Here is a 22,330-nt window from a genome sequence, read left to right as displayed (position 1 = left end):
AAAACACTTAACCCCATTCGGCATTTATTTCGATATAACCTTTTGGTTTCTCATCTCCACGCTCAATTCTTAGGTAGCGTCTTGTTCAGCTCTACAGTGTTTTCATTCATATCCATAGTTTGATTCAAGTCTCTCAATTGCAAGATCAATCACTATGTCTTGCTAAATCACAGCGTCTTTCTAAAATCTCTTATAAAAAGCATAAAAAAAAGCAGATCAATCGATCTGCTCATTTCCCACACGCTGGCGGAATTTCTGCCCTGCGCGGAATGTGACTACACGGCGGGCTGAAATTGGAATTTCTTCGCCTGTTTTCGGGTTGCGACCAGGTCGTTGACGTTTATCACGTAACTCGAAGTTCCCAAACCCTGAAAGTTTAACTTGCTCGCCAGAGATCAGTGCTTGGCTGATCTCATCAAAAAATAACTCGACCATTTGTTTCGCTTCACGGCGGTTTAAACTCGTGAGCTCACTTAAATGATCAGCCATTTCTGCTTTTGTTAATGCTGTCATGAAGCCCTCAATGTCGCTTGGTAAGTGTTTTCCAACACTTGCAGAATGTTATCCATACCAGATTTAATTTCAGCATCTTCAAGTGTACGTGTTGGATGTTGCCATAACAGAGCAAAAGCCAAAGAACGCTTGCCTTGTTCAACACCTTGTCCAGTATACACATCGAATAACCAAGTTGAGTCTAACAGCGCTCCACCCGTTTTTTCAATAAGTTGCTGAATTTCGCTTACATTTATCTTATCACTAATTAAAAGCGCAATATCACGTCTAACCGATGGAAAACGTGATAATTCTGTAAAATTAGATACATAAGTTTGCAAAACTGCTGTTTGATCGAGTTCTGCTACCCAAGCCGTGCCTAAATCCAGCTCATCTTCTAAAGATGGATGTAAACGACCAAAGTAACCAATAGACTGACCATCTACCAAAATTTCAGCAGATTGTCCAGGATGCAACCAAGTACGCTCTGAACGAACATACTCTACCTGCACACGACCTGCAGCTAAAATTTCTTCAATATCGCCTTTAAAATCGAAGAAATCCATAGGCTGAGCTTTAGCATGCCAAGATTCTGCATGTTTAGCACCCACCGCAATCAATGCCAAAGTTGGAATTTGCTTCAAGTCATGAATGCTTGCTGCATGTTGATAATCAAAACGTAAACCCAACTCAAAGAAACGCACACGGTTTTGTTGACGATTCACGTTGTACTGAACGCATGGAATTAAGCTGGATAACAACGTTGAGCGCATTACTGCCAAATCGCTTGAAATTGGATTCGCCAATACCAACGGATTCACTGCAGGGTTTAATTGTTTTTCCAATTTTGCATCGGCAAAGCTAAAACTAATTGCTTCTTGATAACCTAAAGTCACTGCGGTTTGACGTAATTGCGCAACTTCAAACTGATCTTGGTATTTTGCTAATTGCACATCAATCACAGGCAAACTGATTTGAATGTTGTCATAACCGTGAATACGAGCAACTTCTTCAATTAAGTCTTGGTAAATTGCCATATCAAAACGATGTGATGGTGGTACAACGCTCCACTGACCTTCAGCTTGAACAGTAACTTCGCAGCCTAAACGAGTTAAAGCATCGGCAATAAATGTAGCATCAACGTGATAACCCAAGAGCTGATCGACTTGCGCTTGATTTAACGCAATTGCTTCACGTGTTGGCAATTGTGCTGCTTGTTCTGCCACTGTAATTGGACCAAATTCGCCGCCAGCAAATTCTGCAATCAGTTGTGATGCACGGTTCATCGCCAATAATGGCAATTCAAAATCGACACCACGTTCATAACGCTGTGAGGCATCGGTATGCAAACCATAACGACGTGCACGACCTGCGATATGCAATGGTGCAAAGAAAGCGGATTCAAGGAAAATTTCTGTGGTTTCATCACTTACCGCAGAAGATAAACCACCCATGATGCCCGCCATCGCCAATACTTTTGCGTCATCGGCAATCACCATCACATCATCTTGCAGCTCAACTTCTTGCTCGTTTAACAGCACCAATTTTTCTGCTGCAGTCGCTTGACGAACTTGAATGCCACCTTGAATTTTAGCACCATCAAAAGCGTGCATTGGCTGACCCAATTCAATCAAGACATAGTTGGTAATATCAACCAAAATACTGTGCTGACGGATACCTGAACGTGCCAACGCGCGCTCCATCCACTCAGGTGTAGCGGCTTTGGTATTTACATTTTTAATCACACGACCTAAATAACGTGGGCAGCCTTCCGTCAAACTTTGTACAGTTTTTTCATCCTGAATAGTTGCCGCTACTGCCTGAATGTCAGGTGTATTCACTGGCAATTGGTTAATCACCCCAATTTCACGGGCAATACCACGAATACTGAAACAATCACCACGGTTTGGAGTAATACTGATATCAATGACATGGTCATCTAGATCAAGATATTCACGTACATTCACACCTACAGGTGCATCTGCAGGCAGTTCCAATAAACCATCAAGTTTATCTTCAAGGTCAATTTCTGATGCGCCGCAGAGCATCCCTTGTGATTCCACACCACGCAGTTTGCCTTTTTTGATTTTAAAGTCGCCTGGCAATACCGCACCAATGGTTGCCACAGGTGCTTTCATACCTACACGCACGTTTGGCGCACCACACACAATCTGCAACGGCTCACCTGAACCAATATTTACCGTAGTCACACGTAAACGATCTGCATCTGGATGCTGTTCAACCGTTAAGACTTCACCCACCACAACGCCTGTAAATGGCTTTGCTGCTGGTGACATATCATCAACTTCTAAACCCAGCATCGTGAGTTGATTCGATAAAGTATCGCTGTCAATGGCTGGGTTAACCCACGTGCGTAGCCAATTTTCGCTAATTTTCATTGATATAAAACCTATAAATCTAAATTTTGAATCCCCTCTACTCCCTCTTTTCAAAGAAGAAGCATCCTGTGTCATATATGGACACCCCTCTCCTTTTAGGAGAGGTCAGGGAGAGGTATAAATTTGTTTTTAAGCAAACTGGCGCAAGAAACGCACATCATTTTGGTAGAACATACGCAAGTCATTGATGCCATAACGCAACATCGCAAAACGCTCTACCCCTAAACCGAAGGCAAAACCTTTATATTTTTCTGGGTCGATGCCTGAAGCGCGTAACACGTTTGGATGCACCATGCCGCAGCCCAAAACTTCCAACCAGCGACCACGTTCATCCATAATATCCACTTCAGCACTTGGCTCTGTGAATGGGAAATAAGATGGGCGGAAACGTACTTTTAAGTCTTTTTCAAAGAATTCATTTAATAAGTTAATCAACAAACCTTTGAGTTCTGCAAAACTGGTATTTTCTGCGACGTATAAGCCTTCAATTTGATGGAACATTGGTGAGTGTGTTTGGTCTGAGTCGCAGCGATACACACGACCTGGACAAACAATACGAATAGGCGGCTGTTGATTTTCCATGGTGCGAATTTGTACGCCCGACGTGTGGGTACGCAATAAATGATTCACATCAAAATAGAAAGTATCGTGCATGGCACGCGCAGGGTGATGTCCTGGAATATTCAACGCTTCAAAGTTGTGATAGTCATCTTCAACTTCTGGGCCCGTTGCCACGGTAAAACCTGCTTTGGTAAAGAATTGGCAAATACGTTCCTGTACCTGCGTAACTGGGTGAATACTGCCGATGCTTTGACCACGACCTGGCAAAGTAATATCAACGGTTTCATTCGCCAGTTTTTGTGCCAAAGCCGCTTGTTGTAATTCAGTTTGACGCGCAGTTAATGCCGCATTGATTGCTTCACGCACAGCATGAATTTGTGCACCAAATTCTTTACGCTGTTCAGGGTCCATTTTACCCAGTGCTTTGGATTGTTCCGCAAGCTGGCTTTTTTTCCCCGTAAATTGCACTCGCACCTGGTCGAGTGTAGCAAGGTCCTCTGCTGCTGCAATTGCAGCGAGCGCTTCATTGGTCAGGGCTTCCAGTGACATAGTAACTCTCAAAAGCAACAATTTAGAAATAATTTAAAAACCCCGTATTCTAACAGTTTTTAGTCGCTTTGATGAAGCTTCGATGTAATGAAAATTAGATTAGCATCTTGAAATACAAAAAGTATAAGATAAAGCCAATCACCACGAGATCTCAACATTATGGCGCTCGATCAGATTTGGAAACAGCAACTTGCCCTTGTGACTTATGGCAATGAATATTTGGCTCAAGATTTAAGTTTTAATCATTGGCTCAAGCATCAAGTGTTTAACCAGCATCAAATTCAGTTTCGTGATTTATTGTCACAACATTTACTGGCACAACACTTTCAAATCTGGTTAGAGCATCTTAAACAACAAGGTGTGCGACGTTTAAGCCTACATCAGGCAAGTATTTTAAATGATGAAAAAAACCCCAATCCAAATGTAGAGTTATTGCCTTTTGCACACTTTATTGTGAGTCACGAGGCACAGCACAAATCTGCTTGGATTTTCGGAAAAGAGCTTGCAGAATGGTATACCGCAGAACAAGATTATATGGCGCCTGTTTCCCAACAGAGCGAGCTACGTCAAGAAGTCATGTGGCGTTATCAATTAAATCACAAACTTGCCAGACAGCTCGATACAGATTTTGCCTCTCCAAACTGGGATGAAATTGATCGCTTTATTCGCTCCGAGTTATTTTTAAATCCTTGTGCTACAGAGTTTGTTGAACCAGAGCAAAGCGCTAAACCTTATTTCGGTGTAGATCTTACTCAAAACGCAACTGAAAGCATGTACCCAACTTTGGCGTTAATTCCCGCAGACTACCCTGCTGCCTATGCACATCAGATGCTGTATCGTTTAGATGCACTGGATCAACACATTCAGAATAAAATCCAGCATCCTTATCATGCCGATGGCACAGAACTTGAACCAAGCGAACAACTCAATTTACGTCATTTTTCTCAGAAACTTGAAGATTTACACGCCAAATTTATCACCAAGGTTGCGAACCATTATCAGACCGCACAGCTCACGCCAGTGCAAACACCTGATCCTTTTGAATCAACGCCTAGCCAAGTACAAAACATCGCTTCACCACAAATACCAACACCTGCAGCTACGCATAAAGTGGGTACATCTGCCGTGATTAAACTGATTTTAATGACTGTGGTTATTTGTGCAGCTGCCTATTATTTTGGTTTATAAGCTTAGGGGCTGTTGACAATTCGTCTATGTTTGCGACAACGCATATTTTTTAGCTGATATAAGGCATGGGACAGGAAATTTAGTCATTCTAAATGACCGGCACATAACGCAATAGCAGCAAAAAATATGCTTGTCCTTCGCTGCGCCTTCCGCTGCAAACAAAGCAGTGCTTGTTTTTGCTCAGGCTGTGGCTAAAAATTTCTCAGATTGAGTTATGAAACTTGGCAGAGACCCTAAATTTCAGGCATAAAAAAAGACCGCAAATGCGGTCTTTCTTTTAAGTCATAAAGACTTATGCAGCTAATGCATCTTTAGCTTTTGTAGCTAAAGCAGCAAATGCAACTGCGTCATGCATAGCGATGTCAGCAAGTACGCGACGGTCGATAATCACTTGTGCTTTTTTCAAGCCAGCGATCATACGGCTGTACGATAAACCATTTTGACGAGCGCCCGCATTGATACGCGCAATCCATAAAGCACGGAATTGACGTTTCTTTTGACGACGGTCACGGTAAGCGTATTGACCTGCTTTGATTACCGCTTGGAACGCTACGCGATATACGCGTGAACGAGCACCATAGTAACCTTTAGCACGAGCAAGAATTTTTTTATGACGGCGATGAGCCTGTACACCACGTTTTACACGAGCCATTTATAATCTCCTTAGATGTATGGGCACATAGCACGAACAGCAGCAACGTCACTCACGTGAACCATTACACAGCCGCGCAATTGACGGATACGTTTAGCAGATTTTTTGGTCAAAATGTGGCGTTTGAACGCTTGTTTACGCTTGAAACCGTTAGCAGTCGCTTTGAAACGTTTAGCTGCACCACGGCGAGTTTTTAACTTAGCCATAACAACCTCTTTAAACACCTGTTCGGCACGTCTGCACCATTGCAAAAACGACCTGCAGGTAAGGGAGCGAGTATTCTAAAGCATCTTTGCTTAAAACAAAAGCATATTGGCTAAATAAAAAATGATCATTACCTCACTCATTTGCCGTAATTCAACTCAGGAAAAAATACTGGAATTGTGAACACCCACTACAATTCAAAATAAAGCTAAAGCTCTGTCAAAAATTGTGCAGATCAACACCCTAAAAACTTGCAATAAGTTGCGGATTACCCTTGCGATTATCCACAATTCCATCAATACTTCGCCTCGTCTTGTGTGAGATAAAAAAGACCGTAATATGATGAAAACATCTTTATATATAACTCTATTGCTTGGACTCAGTGCGACGCATCTTTTTGCAAAACCACCGCAGCAGAAATCGACACCAAAAGCCACACTCGAAGTACAAAAAAGTGCTGCCTTGCCTGCTCATCTCACCACACGCTTAGCATGGCGCAAGTTTCCACAACCCAAATATAAAAATGAAGATTTAAATCAACAAAACCGAGCTGCAATTGTGCGTATTTATGCAGATGAAACCGGCAAAATCAGTCAAGCCACTATTCAAGAAAGTACAGGGCTGAAAAAATTAGATGATGCCTTATTACAAGCGGTTCGCACTGCTGAAATTCAACCGACCTATGTAGAAGATACTGCCGTACCGACCATTGGTTTTCAAAGCTTTAATTTAAGATTTCAGGATAACCAGCACGAAGATTGCCAGTTTGATTTTCAATCTAAACAATGGTTAGCACAGCAACAACAGCAAAAAGTTCAATTTAAGTATCGTAGTCAACCACAATTAAACTTAAGTGCGGAAGATTTAAAAAATCACTCACGTAAGTTAAAGTTTCAATTCAAAGTAAATAAGCATGGCGAAGTGAAACGTGTGAAATTGACACAAGGTTCGGGACAATACGCACTTGATCAACAAGTTTTAGCTGCAGTGAAAGCTGCTCAAGTAGATGTACCGCGTCAATTTTGGCTGTATAAAAAGTCAAAATTAAAAGATGAAATTTATTTTGATTTAAACACGTGTGATGCTCAAGAACAGTCATAAGTGTCTATAGATAATAGGGGTTGCTTGCTTAAACCCATGTATAAACAAAATAAATAAACAGATAACGCCCGATTTTGGCTAGACTCACCATCAACACAAAACGGGCAAAATGTTCTTTCATTAAACCTGCAATCAGCGTAATTGGATCACCAATAATCGGCACCCAACTGAGCAGTAAAGACCAAAACCCATATTTGGCGTAGGTGTGCTGTGCTTTTTCTAATTGTGTAGCCGAAACAGGAAACCACTTTTTATCTTTATAATGTTCGATCTTGAGTCCCAAATACCAGTTCACACAAGAACCTAAAATATTGCCTAGACTGGCAATGCTAATCAGCCAAATGGGTGCATAGCTGCCTTCATATAACAGCCCCAACAACACAGCTTCGGACTGTAAAGGCAATAAAGTTGCCGCACCAAATGCAGATAAAAATAAACCAAACAGCGTCCAAAGCATAGACGATTTAAAGCCCTAAAGCCTGCTTGGTTTTACGATATTCCCAGTTCGCCCAAACAATACTAAGCAAAATAAGTGCCGCACGTGCCCATGTATAACGCTGAGTAACAGGCTCAATCGCAGCACGTAAAACCTGTTGATCTGTGCTATTTAAAGCCGCAATCATATTCTGCACATGAAATGCTTCGATCACAAATAAGATCAAGCAAGACACAATGCCCAAAATAATGCTCCAATACACTTTGGCATTTTGCTCAACAATCTTGGTAAAGTTTAAAAAAAATTCTTGCATAGCTCATCCAATAAAAAAGCCACCTGAAAAAGTGAGGTATCAGGTGGCTGGCATCTTAGCATAAAAGTAGATTTAAACTTGAATCGCGAGTGCTTTCTGCACTGCAGGGCGCGCAGTCAGCCGTGTAATATAGTCTTGTACATACGGATAATCTTCCAGCGAAATATTTTGCCAGTCATGACGTAACGCCCACGGCAAAATAGCCATATCAGCAATTGAATATTCGCCCGCCACGTACTTTTGCCCCATCAACTGCTTATTTAACACGCCATACAAACGCTTGGATTCATTGATATAGCGTTCAATCGCATAAGGAATTTTCTCTGGTGCATAACGGCTAAAATGATGATTCTGTCCTAACATTGGACCAAAACCACCCATTTGCCACATGAGCCACTGCTCTACTTCAACACGCTCCTGTTCATCGGTAGGATAAAACATGCCAGTTTTGCGCCCTAGATATTGCAAAATTGCACCCGACTCAAACACAGAGATTGGCTCACCACGCGGACCGTTCTGATCGACAATTGCAGGAATTTTATTATTGGGCGAAATTTTTAAAAAATCTGGCTGAAATTGATCATCTTCTGAAATATTGATGGGGAAAATTTGATATTCCAAACCCATTTCTTCAAGTGCAATACTAATTTTATGACCGTTGGGGGTGCCCCAATAATAAAGATCAATCATGTTTTATCCTTCATTACTTTTTTTGCTTTTTGACCAGCATTCTTCTACTGCGGTTTTAGTTATAGCATGTTTTTAAGCGTTTGTTGCGTGTCGCTGCGTAGAGTTTTTTTATCGAATGGCATATCTCATAAACATGAAACATAGATGCTCACTTTCATCACGCAAAAAAAAGCACCGCCAAGGTGCAGTGCTTCTTTTGTTCAGGATGGGATTACTTTTTCTTTTTAGGACCAAGCAACATACCCATTTGACGACCTTCCATTTTTGGTGCTTGTTCAACTACACCATATTCAATTACATCTGCTTCAACTTTTTTCAATTGAGCCAAACCTAACTGTTGGTGAGCCATTTCACGACCACGGAAGCGTAAAGTGATTTTTACCTTGTTCCCTTCTTCAAGGAATTTGATAATTGCACGTAATTTTACGTTGTAATCACCAACATCAGTCGCAGGGCGGAGCTTGATTTCTTTCACCTGTACTTGATGTTGTTTTTTCTTCGCTTCTTTCTGCTTTTGCTTTAGATCAAACAAATGCTTGTTAAAGTCCATGATTTTGCACACCGGTGGTTCGGCATTTGCCACAATTTCCACCAAGTCAAGGTCAACGCTTTCTGCTGCGCGTAATGCATCAGCCAAGCTTACAATACCTTTTTGCTCACCATTTTCGTCTACAAGACGGACTTCTTTTGCACGAATTTCATCATTCAAAGCAGGACGGTTAGATTTTCCGCCCTGTTGATTACGGTCAGGCTGTTTAATCGCTGTTACTCCACAATATACCGGCCGCGTTCTGCGACGGCTGTTTTCACTAGGTCAATGAAAGCATCAATTGACATAGTACCCAAATTTGTTCCTGAGCGAGTACGGACGTTTACCGTTCCTTCTTCCACTTCACGGTCCCCAAGTACCAGTAAGTATGGAATACGCTCTAATGTACGCTCACGAATCTTAAAGCCGATTTTCTCATTTCTCAAGTCAGAAATAGCACGAATACCGTTTTCTTTAAGTTTTGCGACGACCTGTTCACTTGCAGCAGCTTGTGAATCGGTAATATTCATGACACAAGCTTGCACTGGCGCTAACCATGGTGGCATAAAGCCTGCATAGTGCTCAATAAGTATACCAATAAATCGTTCAAAGCTGCCAAGAATTGCGCGGTGCAACATTACAGGCTGATCACGATCATTGTCTTCAGTGACATAAGATGCCTCTAAACGCTCAGGCAAGTTAAAGTCACACTGAATTGTACCACATTGCCACACACGACCTAAGCAGTCTTTCAGTGAGAATTCAATTTTCGGGCCGTAGAACGCACCTTCACCCGGTTGTAACTCCCATTCCAGACCTGCAGCATCCAAAGCATCTGCCAAAGATTTTTCTGCCATATCCCAAAGTGCATCATCTCCCACACGTTTTTCAGGACGTGTAGACAGTTTCATTTGCACCTCTTCAAAACCGAAATCTTTATAAACATCTAAAGTCAGTTTGATGAAGTCTGCAACTTCTGGCCCAATTTGTTCTTTGGTACAGAAAATGTGGGCATCGTCTTGAGTAAAGCCACGTACGCGCATAATGCCGTGCAGTGAACCTGATGGCTCGTTACGGTGACATGAACCAAATTCTGCCAGACGAATTGGCAAATCACGATATGACTTTAGCCCTTGGTTAAAGACTTGTACGTGACATGGGCAGTTCATTGGTTTTACTGCATAGTTACGGTTTTCAGAATGGGTGGTAAACATATTGTCTGCGTAGTTGGCAGCATGTCCTGATTTTTCCCATAGCGTGAAATCGACCACTTGCGGGGTACGAATTTCTAGGTAACCGTTGTCTTGTTGTACTTTACGCATGTATTGCTCAAGTACTTGGTAAATCGTCCAACCATTTGGATGCCAAAACACCATGCCTGGTGCTTCTTCTTGCATATGGAACAAGTCCAAAGCTTTACCAATTTTACGGTGGTCACGCTTTTCTGCTTCTTCAATACGTTTGATATACGCCGCGAGCTGTTTTTTGTCCGCCCAAGCCGTACCATAAATACGTTGTAACTGTTCGTTTTTCGCATCACCGCGCCAATAAGCGCCTGAAATTTTGGTGAGTTTGAACGACTTTAAGAATTTAGTGTTTGGAACGTGTGGACCACGACACATATCCAAATAGTCTTGATGATAGTACAAGCCCATTTGGGTTTCGTTTGGCATGTCTGCAATCAAACGTAATTTATATTCTTCGCCACGCGCTGTAAATTCTGCAATCACTTCATCACGCGGGGTCATTTTTTTTACAACATCATAATCTTGGTCGATGAGCTTTTTCATGCGCTCTTCGATTGCTGCCAAGTCATCTAACGTAAATGGACGTGGCATCCAAATGTCATAGTAGAAACCTTCTTCAATGACAGGACCAATCACCATTTTCGCTTCAGGAAAAAGCTGTTTTACCGCATGCCCCACCAAGTGCGCACATGAGTGACGGATAATCTCTACGCCTTCTTCATCTTTAGGCGTAATAATTTGTAGGGTTGCGTCTTCGGTAATTAAATCGCAGGCATCGACCAAACGATCATTCACACGTCCAGCAACTGTATTTTTGGCAAGACCCGGACCGATGCTTTGAGCAACTTCCATCACAGATACGGCTTGATCAAACTGTTTTTGATCGCCATTTGGCAAAGTGATAATAGGCATAGATAAAAATCCTTAAGGAGTGATGCCCCGTACCATGGAGCATATCACCGCGAGATTATGATTAAGGGAGACCCTCAAAAGATAAAAACGGTGTATAAATAAAAAGCGCCTTAAATTTTACACGGCTTGCGTACAGGTTTAAACCTTTGTGTACTAAAAAAGCCAAAGAATCGGCATTTCAGCTGTTTTTATTCCCTAAAGGTTGCCCACGGCGTGAATTGTCCATGTTGATAGGCATACACCGCTTCAAACTGTGGCAACACCGCCTCACTCTGTTGCGGGCGTAAAAATACATAATCATCTATTTGGATACGATGCTGTTTGGGTACTTGAATCAACTCTTGATTGCTACTGCGTCCGTATAAAGCATGTGGATGACTGCTCTCAGGATAAACATAATCTGCCATCCAATAGCCACCATAAACAAAAACGGCTTGATTGGATTGTGGCAAATAGGACTGCAAACGATCTAAGCCTGGCACTAGTACCCCAGCCAATACCTTTAAAACAGGTGTTGCAATCCACAAAGCCGATTGCAAATCTGACAAGATTTTTAAATCAAAATCACTGGGTTTAAGCAACATCGAACCAAAAGCCAGATCATTACATTCACTGTGCTGACAATGCTGCATAAATGTCAGGCTACCACCACCGTTAAAACACAAGTCATCCTGCCACAACTTTGGAAAATGATGCTGAATCAGTTGTTTATAATTTCTATATTGCTGCTGTGAGTGTTGATAGGCTTTGGCTTGTGCATGAAATACATTTGGTAATTTCACCACATGCGCATCGTACCCCATCAAACCTGACAGTTTTAAATGTTGTGGATGCTGCTGAATCAATTCCAGCATTTGCATAAATCCAGCATGATCTTGCGCCCCACCACGATGCAAACCGATATCAATTTCAAGATTAATATTCAAACAAAGCTGGCGTTGTTGTGCCAAATGTAAATACTGTTGTAAACGTGCAGGTTGATCAACCAACCATTGTAAATGCAATTGGATATTCTCAGCAGACGCCATCACCTGCTGATAAAAAGCATCTACCGCACGTATTGGCATTGGCTTGCCAAACAGTACATCTGCTTGTGGAAAGTGCTGCATCACTTCATACAAATGTGGCAGATGAAACAACATAAAACGCTGCGTATTCAGACTTTGGCTTGCGTGTTGCAATATCTCCAAACACGCTAGCGATTTCACCACCAGTCGTGGTTGCAACCGTGCAGGCAAATGGGCTGCAACATAATCCAAGTTATGCTGAAAACGTGCCATATCCACAATCAGTTGCGGTGTTCCTGTACCCTGTTGCTGCAAACTGTGGGTGAGTTGCTGAAAATAATCACTTTGCATGTCACGCTCCCTAATTGAATGCTCTTATTTTGCGATTGCTTGAGTTGTTTATTGAACATCACGCTGCACTCAAACTTGGAATCGTGAAAATTTGTCTTAAATATGGATTAATCCATTTTTGCTGTGGATCAAGCTGCTCACGAAGTTGCATAAAATCATCCCATTTTGGATATAACTCACGTAATTGATCCGCTTGCATACTGTGCAATTTGCCCCAATGTGGACGTCCCTGATATTTTTGTAAAATCGGTTCAACCCATTTAAAAATATGTTGGCAATCTTGTTTATAAAATTGGTGGATTGAAATAGACACCGAATCCCGTCCATAAAAAGGACTCAGCCAAATATCATCGCCTTTGACATAGCGAAACTCGATTGGGAAAAACATGGCGACACGCTGTTGTTTCAAAACCGCCAATAATTCTTCTAAACACGCCAAACCTTGCTCGGCAGGCAATTGGTATTCCATTTCGTTAAATTTGGTATTGCGTGGCGTTGGGAAAATTTGACTCGACCAATCGACATGAGTACTCGGTTTGATAAACACGCCCAACAAAGATTGTAAATACGGATTTAACTGTGGAAAAACACGGGTTATTTCCGAACAAAAATTTAATAAACGGTCTTCTGATAACCAATATTGCGGACGAGGATCCGTCAATCCTCGGCTCTCATCTAAGGTTTTTAAAATCACCTGATCACTGTGTAAAAATGCCCAAAACTCAATATGGCGATGTTGATGCTTCCAACGGTCTAAATATTGATAAATATCACTCAAGGCACATAAACGTAGCTGCTCTTTGAGTTTATAGCGCGAACGGTTTTGTAAAGTGATTTTGGTCATCACCCCAAAACTGCCCAGCGCGACCCGACCTGCCTGAAAAATTTCAGCATTGTGTTCAGGTGAACATTGCAACACCTCACCCTCTGCTGTGAGCAGTTCAAAATCAGTCACCAAAGCCGATAGACAAGGTAAATCCACACCTGTGCCATGTGTTCCTGTTGCAACCACACCTGCCAAACTCTGATGATCAATATCGCCCTGATTTTGCAGCGCCTGATGAATCGGAGCTAGACATTCACCCAGTTTGTACAGCCGAGTCCCTGCATGTAAGGTGCATTGCTGCTTTTGTGCATTAAATTGATGCACCCCCTGAATATGATCTAAATTCACCATCACATCATCGGTTGTGGCTAAGGGGCTAAAGGAATGCCCTGCTCCGACCATTCTAATTTTGTCGTGCTTTCGCACAATTTTTTTCAGTTCATCTACATTTTTCGGCTGTAAAAAGTCTGGATAGGCTGTTTGCTTTCCAGACCAGTTACTCCAACGCTGTTTCATAATCCTTCCTTTTTCTGCGTGGCATTTATTTTTATTGCAGTTTGTTTTGCGTTACTTTTTAAAGTACCGCATTAAAAAAATAGAGACACATGGATGAGATAAATGACCTCTCTATCCATATTGATTTAGATTAACCTCCTGACTAGTACATGATTTAGAATATGTTTCACATGGAACAATGTATAAAAAAACTACAATTCATTTAGCGCATTAGCTTTCAAACTGTCACGATATGTTCTTTTTTCTAATTCATCCAAAGGTACAGCGGGCGGTAATAACGATGCTGTATCGCGTTGTGGAATAGGCAAATTCAATTGCTCTGCGAAATATTGAAATTTAGTTTGCAACGCTGCCAAAGTCCACTGTCCATATAAAGTGTGACCACCTTCATAGGCTTGTTGTTGATATTCCTCGAAGGTGGTCACATAGCCCATATAATCATTGCAATATGAAGCCAACCATACTTTTTGAATCGATTCCAATTCTTGTTGTACGGTTACTTTGAGCCGCTTAGCTGCAACAGTAGTAATTTCCCCAGGACAGCACAGCAAGGTTAAGTCGCCAATTTTAATTAATTGTAATGGCACTACATTCGGTACCAACAAGCTATGATCAATTGCGCCTACACTGGCCTGCTTGTTCATTTCTGCAATCAGTTTGTCTAAAAATTTAGGATAATGATTCAGTGGCTTGCCAAAAATGGTTTTAGAACCACATTCCAGCACAATATCTTTGGGGCCTTGTGAGGCATATAGCTGTTGATAATAGGTATAATCTGCGGCTTGAGGATTACTCAACTTTTTCTTTTTCACTCGCTGCGCTAACCATTGCATACCTTTAAAAATCGGTTGTGCCACACCTGCACCATCTACAGGTGTTCCTGCAAAAAATGCTGCACCATGACAGGCTGCACTGGTTTTTGCATCTGTTTGCCCCATCGCAAATTCAACTGGAATTTCAATATTGCTTAAATCGACATAATGGCACACAGCATCTAAAGCTCCCATTAACGGCGTACCTCTATGTGCCAAAGCTTTCAGTGCCAATTCACTTTGATAGCGACCATTTTGCTGTGTATATTCGTATTCTTTTTCATCGCGCATTGCAGCACGTACCTGTGACTGCTCAGGGCCATGATAATGTGGAGAAACATCACCCGCTGCGGCTTGGGCAAAAATTGCCACAGGATTTTTGACCCCACGTTGTTGCAGTGCACGCTCGGTACAAAGTGCGGCATAACCTTTGTTATCACCATCATGAGCGCTTAAACGACTGCTTAAACAGGTAGCATGCACCCCAAATAAAGAAAAAACTGCCTGTAAATTACCTTCGCGATAAAAACCAAGCAATTGCATATCACGATCTAAGGCCAAATGTGCCTGTTCCAGCGTTCTACGAGATACATCAGGATTACGGTTATACGCTGTTAAAGAGCGATTCCATGCCACTGGCGTTTCTTCTGCAAAACGACCATTGCTCATATAAATATCGGTTTTTTCTGGGTCGCCAAAGCTTTGAGCACACTGCCCACAATCGCATCGACCACTGCATTTAAATGTTCAGGCACAAAACCAGGTGTGGGCATATTGTACAACGCTTCATGTGCACAACCACCAGGTGCAGAATGAGTATGCGTTGCCATCAATACCAAACGCTGCGGCTGAAAACGCTCCCCCAGTTTACGCTGTAAACGCTGTATCGCTAAATGACGCATGGCATAGGTCACACACCCCATATCCAGACAGCAAAAAATTAATAAGTCATTGTCTAAGGTTTGAATACAAATACTGCGGGCAAATAAAGCTGTTCGTTGTTCATAGGCACGATGTTTCCAGTTGCCATAACCAAACATGGCAAGCCCTTTTGGCTGAATATGAATTTCCTGTTTATCCCAACCCACCAAATACATTGCAATCGTATTCCTTTTCATCTATACAATCAGTCATGACGCTGATCAACGCCATTAAACAAAATTGCATCACGGCAAATAAGGGTCAAAGCGACAATGGCATGGGGGGATAATCGGACTTATGTCAGCAACTTCAAACTACTTGCTGCAGCACGTGCCGCCTGCCTTATTGTCAGGTCTGATTCATTACGCCAAAGAACAACAGATCCCCTATCAACCATGGTTTCAGGGAATTTCTCAAGATCTTGATCAAATCGTCCAAGGCAATGGTTTTGTTTCATTTCAAGATATTTGCAAAGTGGTGACACGCGCCCTGCAAGACACTCAATGTGCACATTTAGGCTTAGAAATTGGACGTGACAAGGGGCTGATTTCCATGGGCATGCTCGGTTTTGCCATGGTGTCCAGTCAAAATGTTGTAGAAGCCTTACAGACAGGACTGCAGTACCATCCCATTTCAGGCAGTGTGATGGATTTGGAGTACGATTTTTCCTCGACCTCTCCTACACTGGTGATGAAAGAGCGTTATCCCACGGGGAACTTACTGCGCTTTTTTTGCGATGAAGTCCTCTCCAGTATTGTTAGCTGCTTAGACGTCATGCTTGGCAATCATCAAGATTTGGTCGAAGTGCATTTTAGTTTTGCCCAACCCGACTATTTAGAGGCTTATCAGGTGCATTATCAATGTCCTCTGCACTTTTCATCATACATGAATGCTTTGGTGTTCCGACCAGAGATTTTAGGACGCCAAATTAAAACCTCTAGTGCCGCCAATTACAGCACCGCCCTGCGTGTCTGCCAACAAGCGTATCAGGATATGCAGGCGATTAATCAACAGCAATATGCACACGTGTTGAGTTATCTAATCGAACAGCATTTACCTCAGCACTTTGATATGCACCAAGCGGCACAACATTTTCAAATGAGCGAAAGACATTTACGCAGACAATTACTTGCCGAAGGCTGCAACTTCCAAAACCTGCGCCAACACGTTTTGGAAAATAAAGCCAAACAACTGCTACAACAGCCTTTGAGCATGACTGAAATTAGCCAACAACTTGGCTTTAGTGAATTACGCGAATTTCGACGTGCATTTAAGCGTTGGACAGGTCTCAGCCCATCACTCTATAAAAGCCAAATGACAGAATAAGTTAATATTTTCCAATAAGCTACTATTTTTATTGAATAAAAAATAGTAGCTAAATTTTACTTAAACTATTTTTTAAATTTACTTACAAGCGATTCAAAACAAAAACAACAGATTTTCGACTAAAGCATAACTGCAAAGCTGTCATAAAATCCCTATCTTTTTAAGTTGGATAAAATAACGACACATATTATGGAGAATAACAATGGTCAGCGCATACGATGAATTACCGCGTACCCCTGCGAACTTTGTCGCCTTGTCCCCGTTACGTTACTTAGAACGGGCAGCTTATATTTACCCGCACCAAAACGCGATTATTCACGGTTCACGTCAAATTACCTGGCGCGAAACTTATTTGCGCTGCTGCCAATTTGCACATCAACTTCAAAATTTAGGCATCAGCAAAAATGACACTGTTTCGGTGCTGCTTCCGAATGTTCCTGCCATGCTAGAAGCACACTTTGCTGTGCCAATGGCGGGTGCAGTGCTGAACACACTAAACACTCGTTTAGATGCCAAAACACTGGCGTTTATGCTCGATCATGCAGAATCCAAAGTGCTTTTGGTTGACCCTGAATTTGCGGCTTTGGCACAAGAAGCCTTAGCGATGGTCAATCATGAAATTTACGTGATTGATGTCAACGATGCAGAATATGAGCATGCTGCCAATGCCCTTAGCATCGGACAGATTGAATACGAAACTTGGCTGGCTGAAGGTGACCCAAATTTTGAATGGCATTTGCCACAAGATGAATGGGATGCAATTAGCCTGAACTATACGTCTGGCACGACAGGCAACCCGAAAGGCGTGGTCTATCATCATCGCGGTGCCTACATTAATGCAGCCAGTAATATTATTGCCTGCGGGATGACCCCACGTGCAACCTACCTATGGACACTGCCCCTATTCCACTGTAATGGCTGGTGCTTTGCATGGACGATGGCAGCCAACGGTGGCACCAATATCTGCTTACGTAAAGTCGACCCTGAACTGATTTTTAAATTAATTGCAGAGCACAAAGTCGATTATTTCTGCGGTGCGCCAATTGTCTTGTCGATGCTCATCAACACCCCTGAGGAGAAAAAGACCCAGTTTGATCACCGTGTTGAAGTGATGGTTGCGGGTGCTGCACCGCCAGCAGCAATTATTGAAGGTATGCGCAATATTGGCATTAACGTAACTCACGTTTATGGCTTAACTGAAACCTATGGCCCATCTGCGCTGTGTGCTTCTCAAGCAGGCTGGAGCGACCTATCCATTCAAGAACAAGCACAATTACATTCGCGTCAAGGCGTGCCTTATCCGCTGCAAGATGGCATGAAAGTTTTAGACCCAGAAACCATGCAACCTGTACCAAAAGACGGCAAAACCATGGGCGAAATTATGTTCCGTGGCAATATCGTGATGAAAGGCTATTTGAAAAACTCAAAAGCTACCGCAGAAGCATTTGCAGGCGGTTGGTTTCATACAGGTGATTTAGCCGTCTGCCAACCCGATGGCTACGCCAAAATTACTGACCGTTCTAAAGATGTGATTATTTCAGGGGGTGAAAATATTTCGTCACTCGAAGTGGAGGAGGTGCTGTATCAACATCCTGCAGTTTTGACAGCCGCAGTGGTGGCAAAACCAGATCCACGTTGGCAGGAAGTCCCGTGTGCCTTTATTGAACTGAAAGAAGGCAAGCAGGTCAGCCCTGAAGAAATTATTGCCTATTGCAGTCAACATTTGGCGCGTTTTAAAGTACCAAAGGATGTGGTGATTACTGAAATTCCAAAAACATCGACAGGTAAATTACAAAAATTTGTACTGCGTGAATGGGCCAAAGAGCGTTCAGTCGGTGAGTTTGGCTAAAATTTGAAAATCTCTATATTAAGACCAAATAAAAACGACTCGTCATGAGTCGTTTTTTTGTGCAATCATCAGCTCACGCTATCTATCTTCTTAGATAAGGTACGCTAATCTAGCTTTCTGACAATAAAGCCACTTGCTGCACATAGTTAAACAACTTGAGCTTAGATGCTTCAAGTTCTTCCGCAGACACTTCCTGTTTCATATCACGGTGGATACGCAACACATGCTGACGCAGTGTATGACGTTCAGCCGCTTTATAGGTTTTACTAAAATCATTAATCACAGGGTCGCCGTCTTTAATAATTCGTTCCACCCAACGCTGTAACTGTGCGGTTTTTTTCGCACCTTGTTGCGGTGTCAAATAAGACAAAATTACGCTTTCATCTTCATTACGCAACAATTTACCAATACGCTGACACTGACGACGACGTGCTTCATGTGAAGTAATGCTTTGCAATTCCAGTAAAGCATCAATTAAACGCTCTTCTACTGGAAGTTTCTGAATTTGTTTGGCGCTTAACTGCGCCAATTGTTCGCCCAGTGCAGCCATACGTTGTACGGCTTTTTTCTGTTCGGTTTTACTTGCACGCCCTTCTAAAGATTCAAAGTCATCTTCGGTAAAACGTTGCGGTCGACGTGCCACGATTAATCTGCCTCGTAAAATTTTGCTGCAAACAGTGCTTGAATATCAGATAAAGCTTTTTCTTCATCTGCACCATCAATCACCAAGCGTAAAGTAGTTCCCTTGCCTGCACCTAACATGAGCAAGGACATAATATTTTTGGCATCAACCAATTTGTCGCCTTTACCAATTTGGATTGACGAACGGAATTTGGTGGTCACTTCAATCAGTTTCCCAGATGCCCGTGCATGTAAACCTAGTTTATTAATTACGTCAACAGTTGTGTCAATCATGACCAGTGCTTCATTTCTCGGTGTAAGACTTGAATAGACCATTTTGCCTCAAGTGCTTTTTTTAGTCTATCTACGATATAAACGGAACGGTGTTGCCCACCCGTACAGCCAATTGAAATGGTGATGTAGTGACGATGCCCTTCGGCAAAGGCTGGCAACCATTTTTCTAAAAACTGGTGGATGTCCTGAAACATTTCATGGGTTTGCGGACTTTGTTGCAAGAATTCCTGCACAGGTGCATCTAAGCCTGAATGTTTTCTTAGCTCCAAATCCCAATGGGGATTGGGCAAATGACGCACATCAAACACATAATCGGCATCTAAGGGAATTCCGTGCTTATAGCCAAAGGATTGTAAAATCACAATCAGGTTGTCGGTTTGCCCAAGTTTAGACAACAACACATGTTTTAAATCATGCACGCTTTTGTCCGTGGTATCAATATGCACCGTAGAGCGGAACTGAATCGGCATCAACAAGTTTTTTTCTTCTTGAATACATTCATTCAAGCTTTTAAAACGGCTAGAGAGTGGATGCGGACGGCGTGATGCGCTAAAACGGGCAATCAATTCCTGATCTTGCGTGGTCAGATAAATAATATCGACTGAACCATGCTTTTGCAGTTGCTCAAATACCAAATCAAACTCTTGCAAGTCGGCACGGGTGCTGCGTACATCTACCCCCAATGCCAACTGCTCCAAGTTATTTTCCTGATCCAGTTTATCCACAATTTCGGGGAGCAATGCCAAAGGTAAATTATCAATACAGTAATAACCCAAATCTTCCAACACTTGTAATGCCGAAGATTTTCCTGAACCCGATTGACCTGTCACGATCAAAATACGTTTCATGGCATGCAACCCTTCTATTGCCAGCTATGCAGAATGTTTGACCTGCAAATTATCAATTAAACGTGTATTGCCCAATTTTGCTGCAACGAACAACACCAGATCTTCACTAAATGCTTCAATTTTCTGCAATTCTGTTGTACGCGCCTCTACATAGTCCACAACAAAGCCTGCTGCTGTCAATGTTGCTTTAATATTCGCTAACACTTGTGACAAAGTTTCACCTTGCTGTAATGCTTGTGCAGCGGCCTTTAAACTTTGATAGATTGTCGGTGCAATTTGACGCTGTTCAGCGCTCAAATACCCATTGCGTGAACTAAGTGCCAAACCATCTGCTGCACGTACAATTGGCACACCAATCACTTCTAGCGGAATATTCAAGTCACGTACAAACTGACGAATGACTGCCAGTTGTTGATAGTCTTTTTCACCAAAGAAAGCATAGTTTGGCTGTACCATATTGAATAACTTGGTCACGACCACCGCAACACCATCAAAGTGTCCAGGACGCTGCAAGCCACATAAGTCTGCCGTAATCTCGCTCACTGAAATATTGGTCAAACGTGGTTTGCTGCCATACATTTGCTCAACTGAAGGCGCAAAAATAATGTCACAACCGACTTCTGCCAACAATTGACTGTCTTGGTCTAAAGTTCGCGGATAACTGTCAAAGTCTTCATTAGGGCCAAATTGAATTGGATTGACAAAAATACTGACCACCACCACATCACATATTTTTTTCGCTTCGCGCACCAAGGTCAAATGCCCTTCGTGCAAATTGCCCATGGTCGGAACAAAACCAATGGTTTTACGCGCAGCGCGTGCAGGCTGTAATGAAGCCGCTAAGCCTTGAATTGTGGTTTCAGTTTTCATATTACAACTCGACTTGGAAAGTTTGTTCACGTGCAGGGAAAGAACCATCTTGAACTGCGGCATGATAGGCTTTAAATGCATCTAAAATAGCAGTTTCACCCGCTTGTTCTTTCATAAAGTTACGTACAAATTTTGCGACACGACCAAAAGTCAGCCCCAGCATGTCTTGCACCACTAGTACCTGACCGTCAGTGTCTGCACCTGCACCAATCCCAATCACTGGAATTTCAGGGAACAAGGCAGAAATTTCTTGACCTAGCTGTGCTGGCACACATTCTAGTAACAGAATCGCCGCGCCTGCTTCTACCACAGCTTTACAGTCAGCAATCAGTTTATCTGCAGCTTCGCGGGTACGTGCCTGTAATTTATAACCGCCAAATACATGCACCGATTGTGGCGTTAAACCTAAATGTACACAGACAGGAATACCATTACGGGTCAGTGTTGCAACGGTTTCGCTGAGCCATGCACCACCTTCCATTTTGACCATTTGTGCACCCGCTTGCATCACCTCTTTCGAGCTTTGCAATGCATCATTTAAGGTGGCATAACTCATAAATGGCAAGTCAGTCAAAATAAAAGCATGTTGATTACCACGACGCACCGCCGCAGTATGATAAGCCATATCCGCCACGCTGACAGGCAAGGTTGAGTCACGCCCCTGAATGGACATCCCCAAAGAATCGCCAATTAAAATCGTATCAATTTCAGCAATTTCCATTGCTTTCGCCATGCTTGCATCATAGCAAGTCAGGCAGGAGAATTTTCGACCTTCCGCTTTAAATTTTCTTAGGTCACTTAAACTAATCATGAAAA

21 protein-coding genes and 1 pseudogene are annotated in these 22,330 nt (G+C 42.5%); 4 read left to right on the top strand and 18 right to left on the bottom strand.

Annotation, left to right across the window (positions count from 1 at the left end; genetic code table 11):
- Positions 1 to 216 precede the first annotated feature (216 nt).
- From F947_RS09985 to pheS, 3 genes are all read right to left on the bottom strand, one after another.
- Positions 217 to 513: an integration host factor subunit alpha gene (locus F947_RS09985; RefSeq protein ID WP_004649746.1), complete on the bottom strand. Its 297-nt coding sequence runs from the start codon at positions 511 to 513 to the stop codon at positions 217 to 219.
- A complete protein-coding gene (gene pheT, locus F947_RS09980) occupies positions 510 to 2,891 on the bottom strand; it encodes a phenylalanine--tRNA ligase subunit beta (protein ID WP_004975159.1) in 2,382 nt (793 codons plus the stop codon). The genes F947_RS09985 and pheT overlap by 4 nt, the downstream gene beginning before the upstream one ends.
- Positions 2,892 to 3,020: 129 nt before the next feature.
- The gene (gene pheS, locus F947_RS09975; RefSeq protein WP_004975156.1) at positions 3,021 to 4,001 is read right to left on the bottom strand and encodes a phenylalanine--tRNA ligase subunit alpha; all 981 of its coding nucleotides are present in this window, start codon (positions 3,999 to 4,001) and stop codon (positions 3,021 to 3,023) included.
- A 159-nt stretch (positions 4,002 to 4,160) separates the two neighbouring features.
- On the opposite strand from pheS, the gene F947_RS09970 reads away from it, so the two are divergent.
- A complete protein-coding gene (locus F947_RS09970) occupies positions 4,161 to 5,189 on the top strand; it encodes a hypothetical protein (protein ID WP_004975155.1) in 1,029 nt (342 codons plus the stop codon).
- A gap of 292 nt (positions 5,190 to 5,481) precedes the next feature.
- On the opposite strand, the gene rplT is transcribed toward F947_RS09970, so the two are convergent.
- Both rplT and rpmI read right to left on the bottom strand, forming a co-directional pair.
- Positions 5,482 to 5,841 (bottom strand): 50S ribosomal protein L20, encoded by a 360-nt coding sequence (gene rplT / locus F947_RS09965; protein WP_004975153.1) that lies wholly within the window; start codon positions 5,839 to 5,841, stop codon positions 5,482 to 5,484.
- Positions 5,842 to 5,852: 11 nt separating this feature from the next.
- A complete protein-coding gene (rpmI, locus tag F947_RS09960) occupies positions 5,853 to 6,047 on the bottom strand; it encodes a 50S ribosomal protein L35 (protein WP_004975152.1) in 195 nt (64 codons plus the stop codon).
- Positions 6,048 to 6,387: 340 nt separating this feature from the next.
- Here rpmI and F947_RS09955 point away from each other — a divergent pair, with 340 nt between their 5' ends.
- Positions 6,388 to 7,146, top strand: a complete 759-nt coding sequence (locus F947_RS09955) for an energy transducer TonB (RefSeq protein WP_026438356.1) — start codon at positions 6,388 to 6,390, stop codon at positions 7,144 to 7,146.
- 28 nt (positions 7,147 to 7,174) lie between these two features.
- Here the strand turns inward: F947_RS09955 and F947_RS09950 are convergent, their stop codons facing one another.
- The 8 genes and pseudogenes from F947_RS09950 to F947_RS09915 all read right to left on the bottom strand — a co-directional run bounded on the left by F947_RS09950 (position 7,175) and on the right by F947_RS09915 (position 15,882).
- The gene (locus F947_RS09950) at positions 7,175 to 7,603 is read right to left on the bottom strand and encodes a YqaA family protein (protein ID WP_004975149.1); all 429 of its coding nucleotides are present in this window, start codon (positions 7,601 to 7,603) and stop codon (positions 7,175 to 7,177) included.
- Between the two features lie 7 nt (positions 7,604 to 7,610).
- Entirely contained in the window at positions 7,611 to 7,895 is a 285-nt protein-coding gene (locus tag F947_RS09945) for a hypothetical protein (protein ID WP_004975148.1), read from the bottom strand.
- Between the two features lie 72 nt (positions 7,896 to 7,967).
- Positions 7,968 to 8,585 (bottom strand): glutathione S-transferase N-terminal domain-containing protein, encoded by a 618-nt coding sequence (locus F947_RS09940; protein ID WP_004975146.1) that lies wholly within the window; start codon positions 8,583 to 8,585, stop codon positions 7,968 to 7,970.
- Between the two features lie 211 nt (positions 8,586 to 8,796).
- On the bottom strand, positions 8,797 to 9,345 hold the full coding sequence (gene infC / locus F947_RS09935; protein WP_081402479.1) for a translation initiation factor IF-3: 549 nt from the start codon (positions 9,343 to 9,345) through the stop codon (positions 8,797 to 8,799).
- A 5-nt stretch (positions 9,346 to 9,350) separates the two neighbouring features.
- Positions 9,351 to 11,273 (bottom strand): threonine--tRNA ligase, encoded by a 1,923-nt coding sequence (gene thrS / locus F947_RS09930; RefSeq protein WP_004975142.1) that lies wholly within the window; start codon positions 11,271 to 11,273, stop codon positions 9,351 to 9,353.
- Positions 11,274 to 11,461: 188 nt separating this feature from the next.
- The gene (locus F947_RS09925; protein WP_004975141.1) at positions 11,462 to 12,631 is read right to left on the bottom strand and encodes an alanine racemase; all 1,170 of its coding nucleotides are present in this window, start codon (positions 12,629 to 12,631) and stop codon (positions 11,462 to 11,464) included.
- Between the two features lie 58 nt (positions 12,632 to 12,689).
- Entirely contained in the window at positions 12,690 to 13,973 is a 1,284-nt protein-coding gene (locus F947_RS09920; RefSeq protein WP_004975140.1) for a D-arabinono-1,4-lactone oxidase, read from the bottom strand.
- Positions 13,974 to 14,164: 191 nt separating this feature from the next.
- Positions 14,165 to 15,882: pseudogene (locus tag F947_RS09915) on the bottom strand (neutral/alkaline non-lysosomal ceramidase N-terminal domain-containing protein).
- A gap of 121 nt (positions 15,883 to 16,003) precedes the next feature.
- On the opposite strand from F947_RS09915, the gene F947_RS09910 reads away from it, so the two are divergent.
- The gene (locus tag F947_RS09910; protein WP_004975134.1) at positions 16,004 to 17,032 is read left to right on the top strand and encodes an AraC family transcriptional regulator; all 1,029 of its coding nucleotides are present in this window, start codon (positions 16,004 to 16,006) and stop codon (positions 17,030 to 17,032) included.
- A gap of 202 nt (positions 17,033 to 17,234) precedes the next feature.
- The gene (locus F947_RS09905) at positions 17,235 to 18,881 is read left to right on the top strand and encodes an acyl-CoA synthetase (protein WP_004975133.1); all 1,647 of its coding nucleotides are present in this window, start codon (positions 17,235 to 17,237) and stop codon (positions 18,879 to 18,881) included.
- Between the two features lie 109 nt (positions 18,882 to 18,990).
- On the opposite strand, the gene yjgA is transcribed toward F947_RS09905, so the two are convergent.
- The 5 genes from yjgA to panB are packed head-to-tail and all read right to left on the bottom strand — an operon-like array spanning position 18,991 to position 22,325.
- Positions 18,991 to 19,524 (bottom strand): ribosome biogenesis factor YjgA, encoded by a 534-nt coding sequence (gene yjgA, locus F947_RS09900; RefSeq protein ID WP_004975130.1) that lies wholly within the window; start codon positions 19,522 to 19,524, stop codon positions 18,991 to 18,993.
- Between the two features lie 2 nt (positions 19,525 to 19,526).
- Positions 19,527 to 19,796, bottom strand: a complete 270-nt coding sequence (locus F947_RS09895) for an HPr family phosphocarrier protein (RefSeq protein WP_026438354.1) — start codon at positions 19,794 to 19,796, stop codon at positions 19,527 to 19,529.
- The gene (gene rapZ, locus F947_RS09890; protein WP_004975124.1) at positions 19,793 to 20,644 is read right to left on the bottom strand and encodes an RNase adapter RapZ; all 852 of its coding nucleotides are present in this window, start codon (positions 20,642 to 20,644) and stop codon (positions 19,793 to 19,795) included. The genes F947_RS09895 and rapZ overlap by 4 nt, the downstream gene beginning before the upstream one ends.
- Positions 20,645 to 20,668: 24 nt before the next feature.
- A complete protein-coding gene (gene panC, locus F947_RS09885) occupies positions 20,669 to 21,514 on the bottom strand; it encodes a pantoate--beta-alanine ligase (RefSeq protein ID WP_004975122.1) in 846 nt (281 codons plus the stop codon).
- 1 nt (position 21,515) lies between these two features.
- Positions 21,516 to 22,325, bottom strand: a complete 810-nt coding sequence (gene panB, locus F947_RS09880) for a 3-methyl-2-oxobutanoate hydroxymethyltransferase (protein WP_004975120.1) — start codon at positions 22,323 to 22,325, stop codon at positions 21,516 to 21,518.
- Positions 22,326 to 22,330: the final 5 nt, after the last annotated feature.

This window comes from Acinetobacter towneri DSM 14962 = CIP 107472 (assembly GCF_000368785.1).
Lineage (GTDB): Bacteria > Pseudomonadota > Gammaproteobacteria > Pseudomonadales > Moraxellaceae > Acinetobacter > Acinetobacter towneri.
Note: the sequence above shows the minus strand (reverse complement) of the source record. Positions and strands in the feature narration are given on the sequence as shown.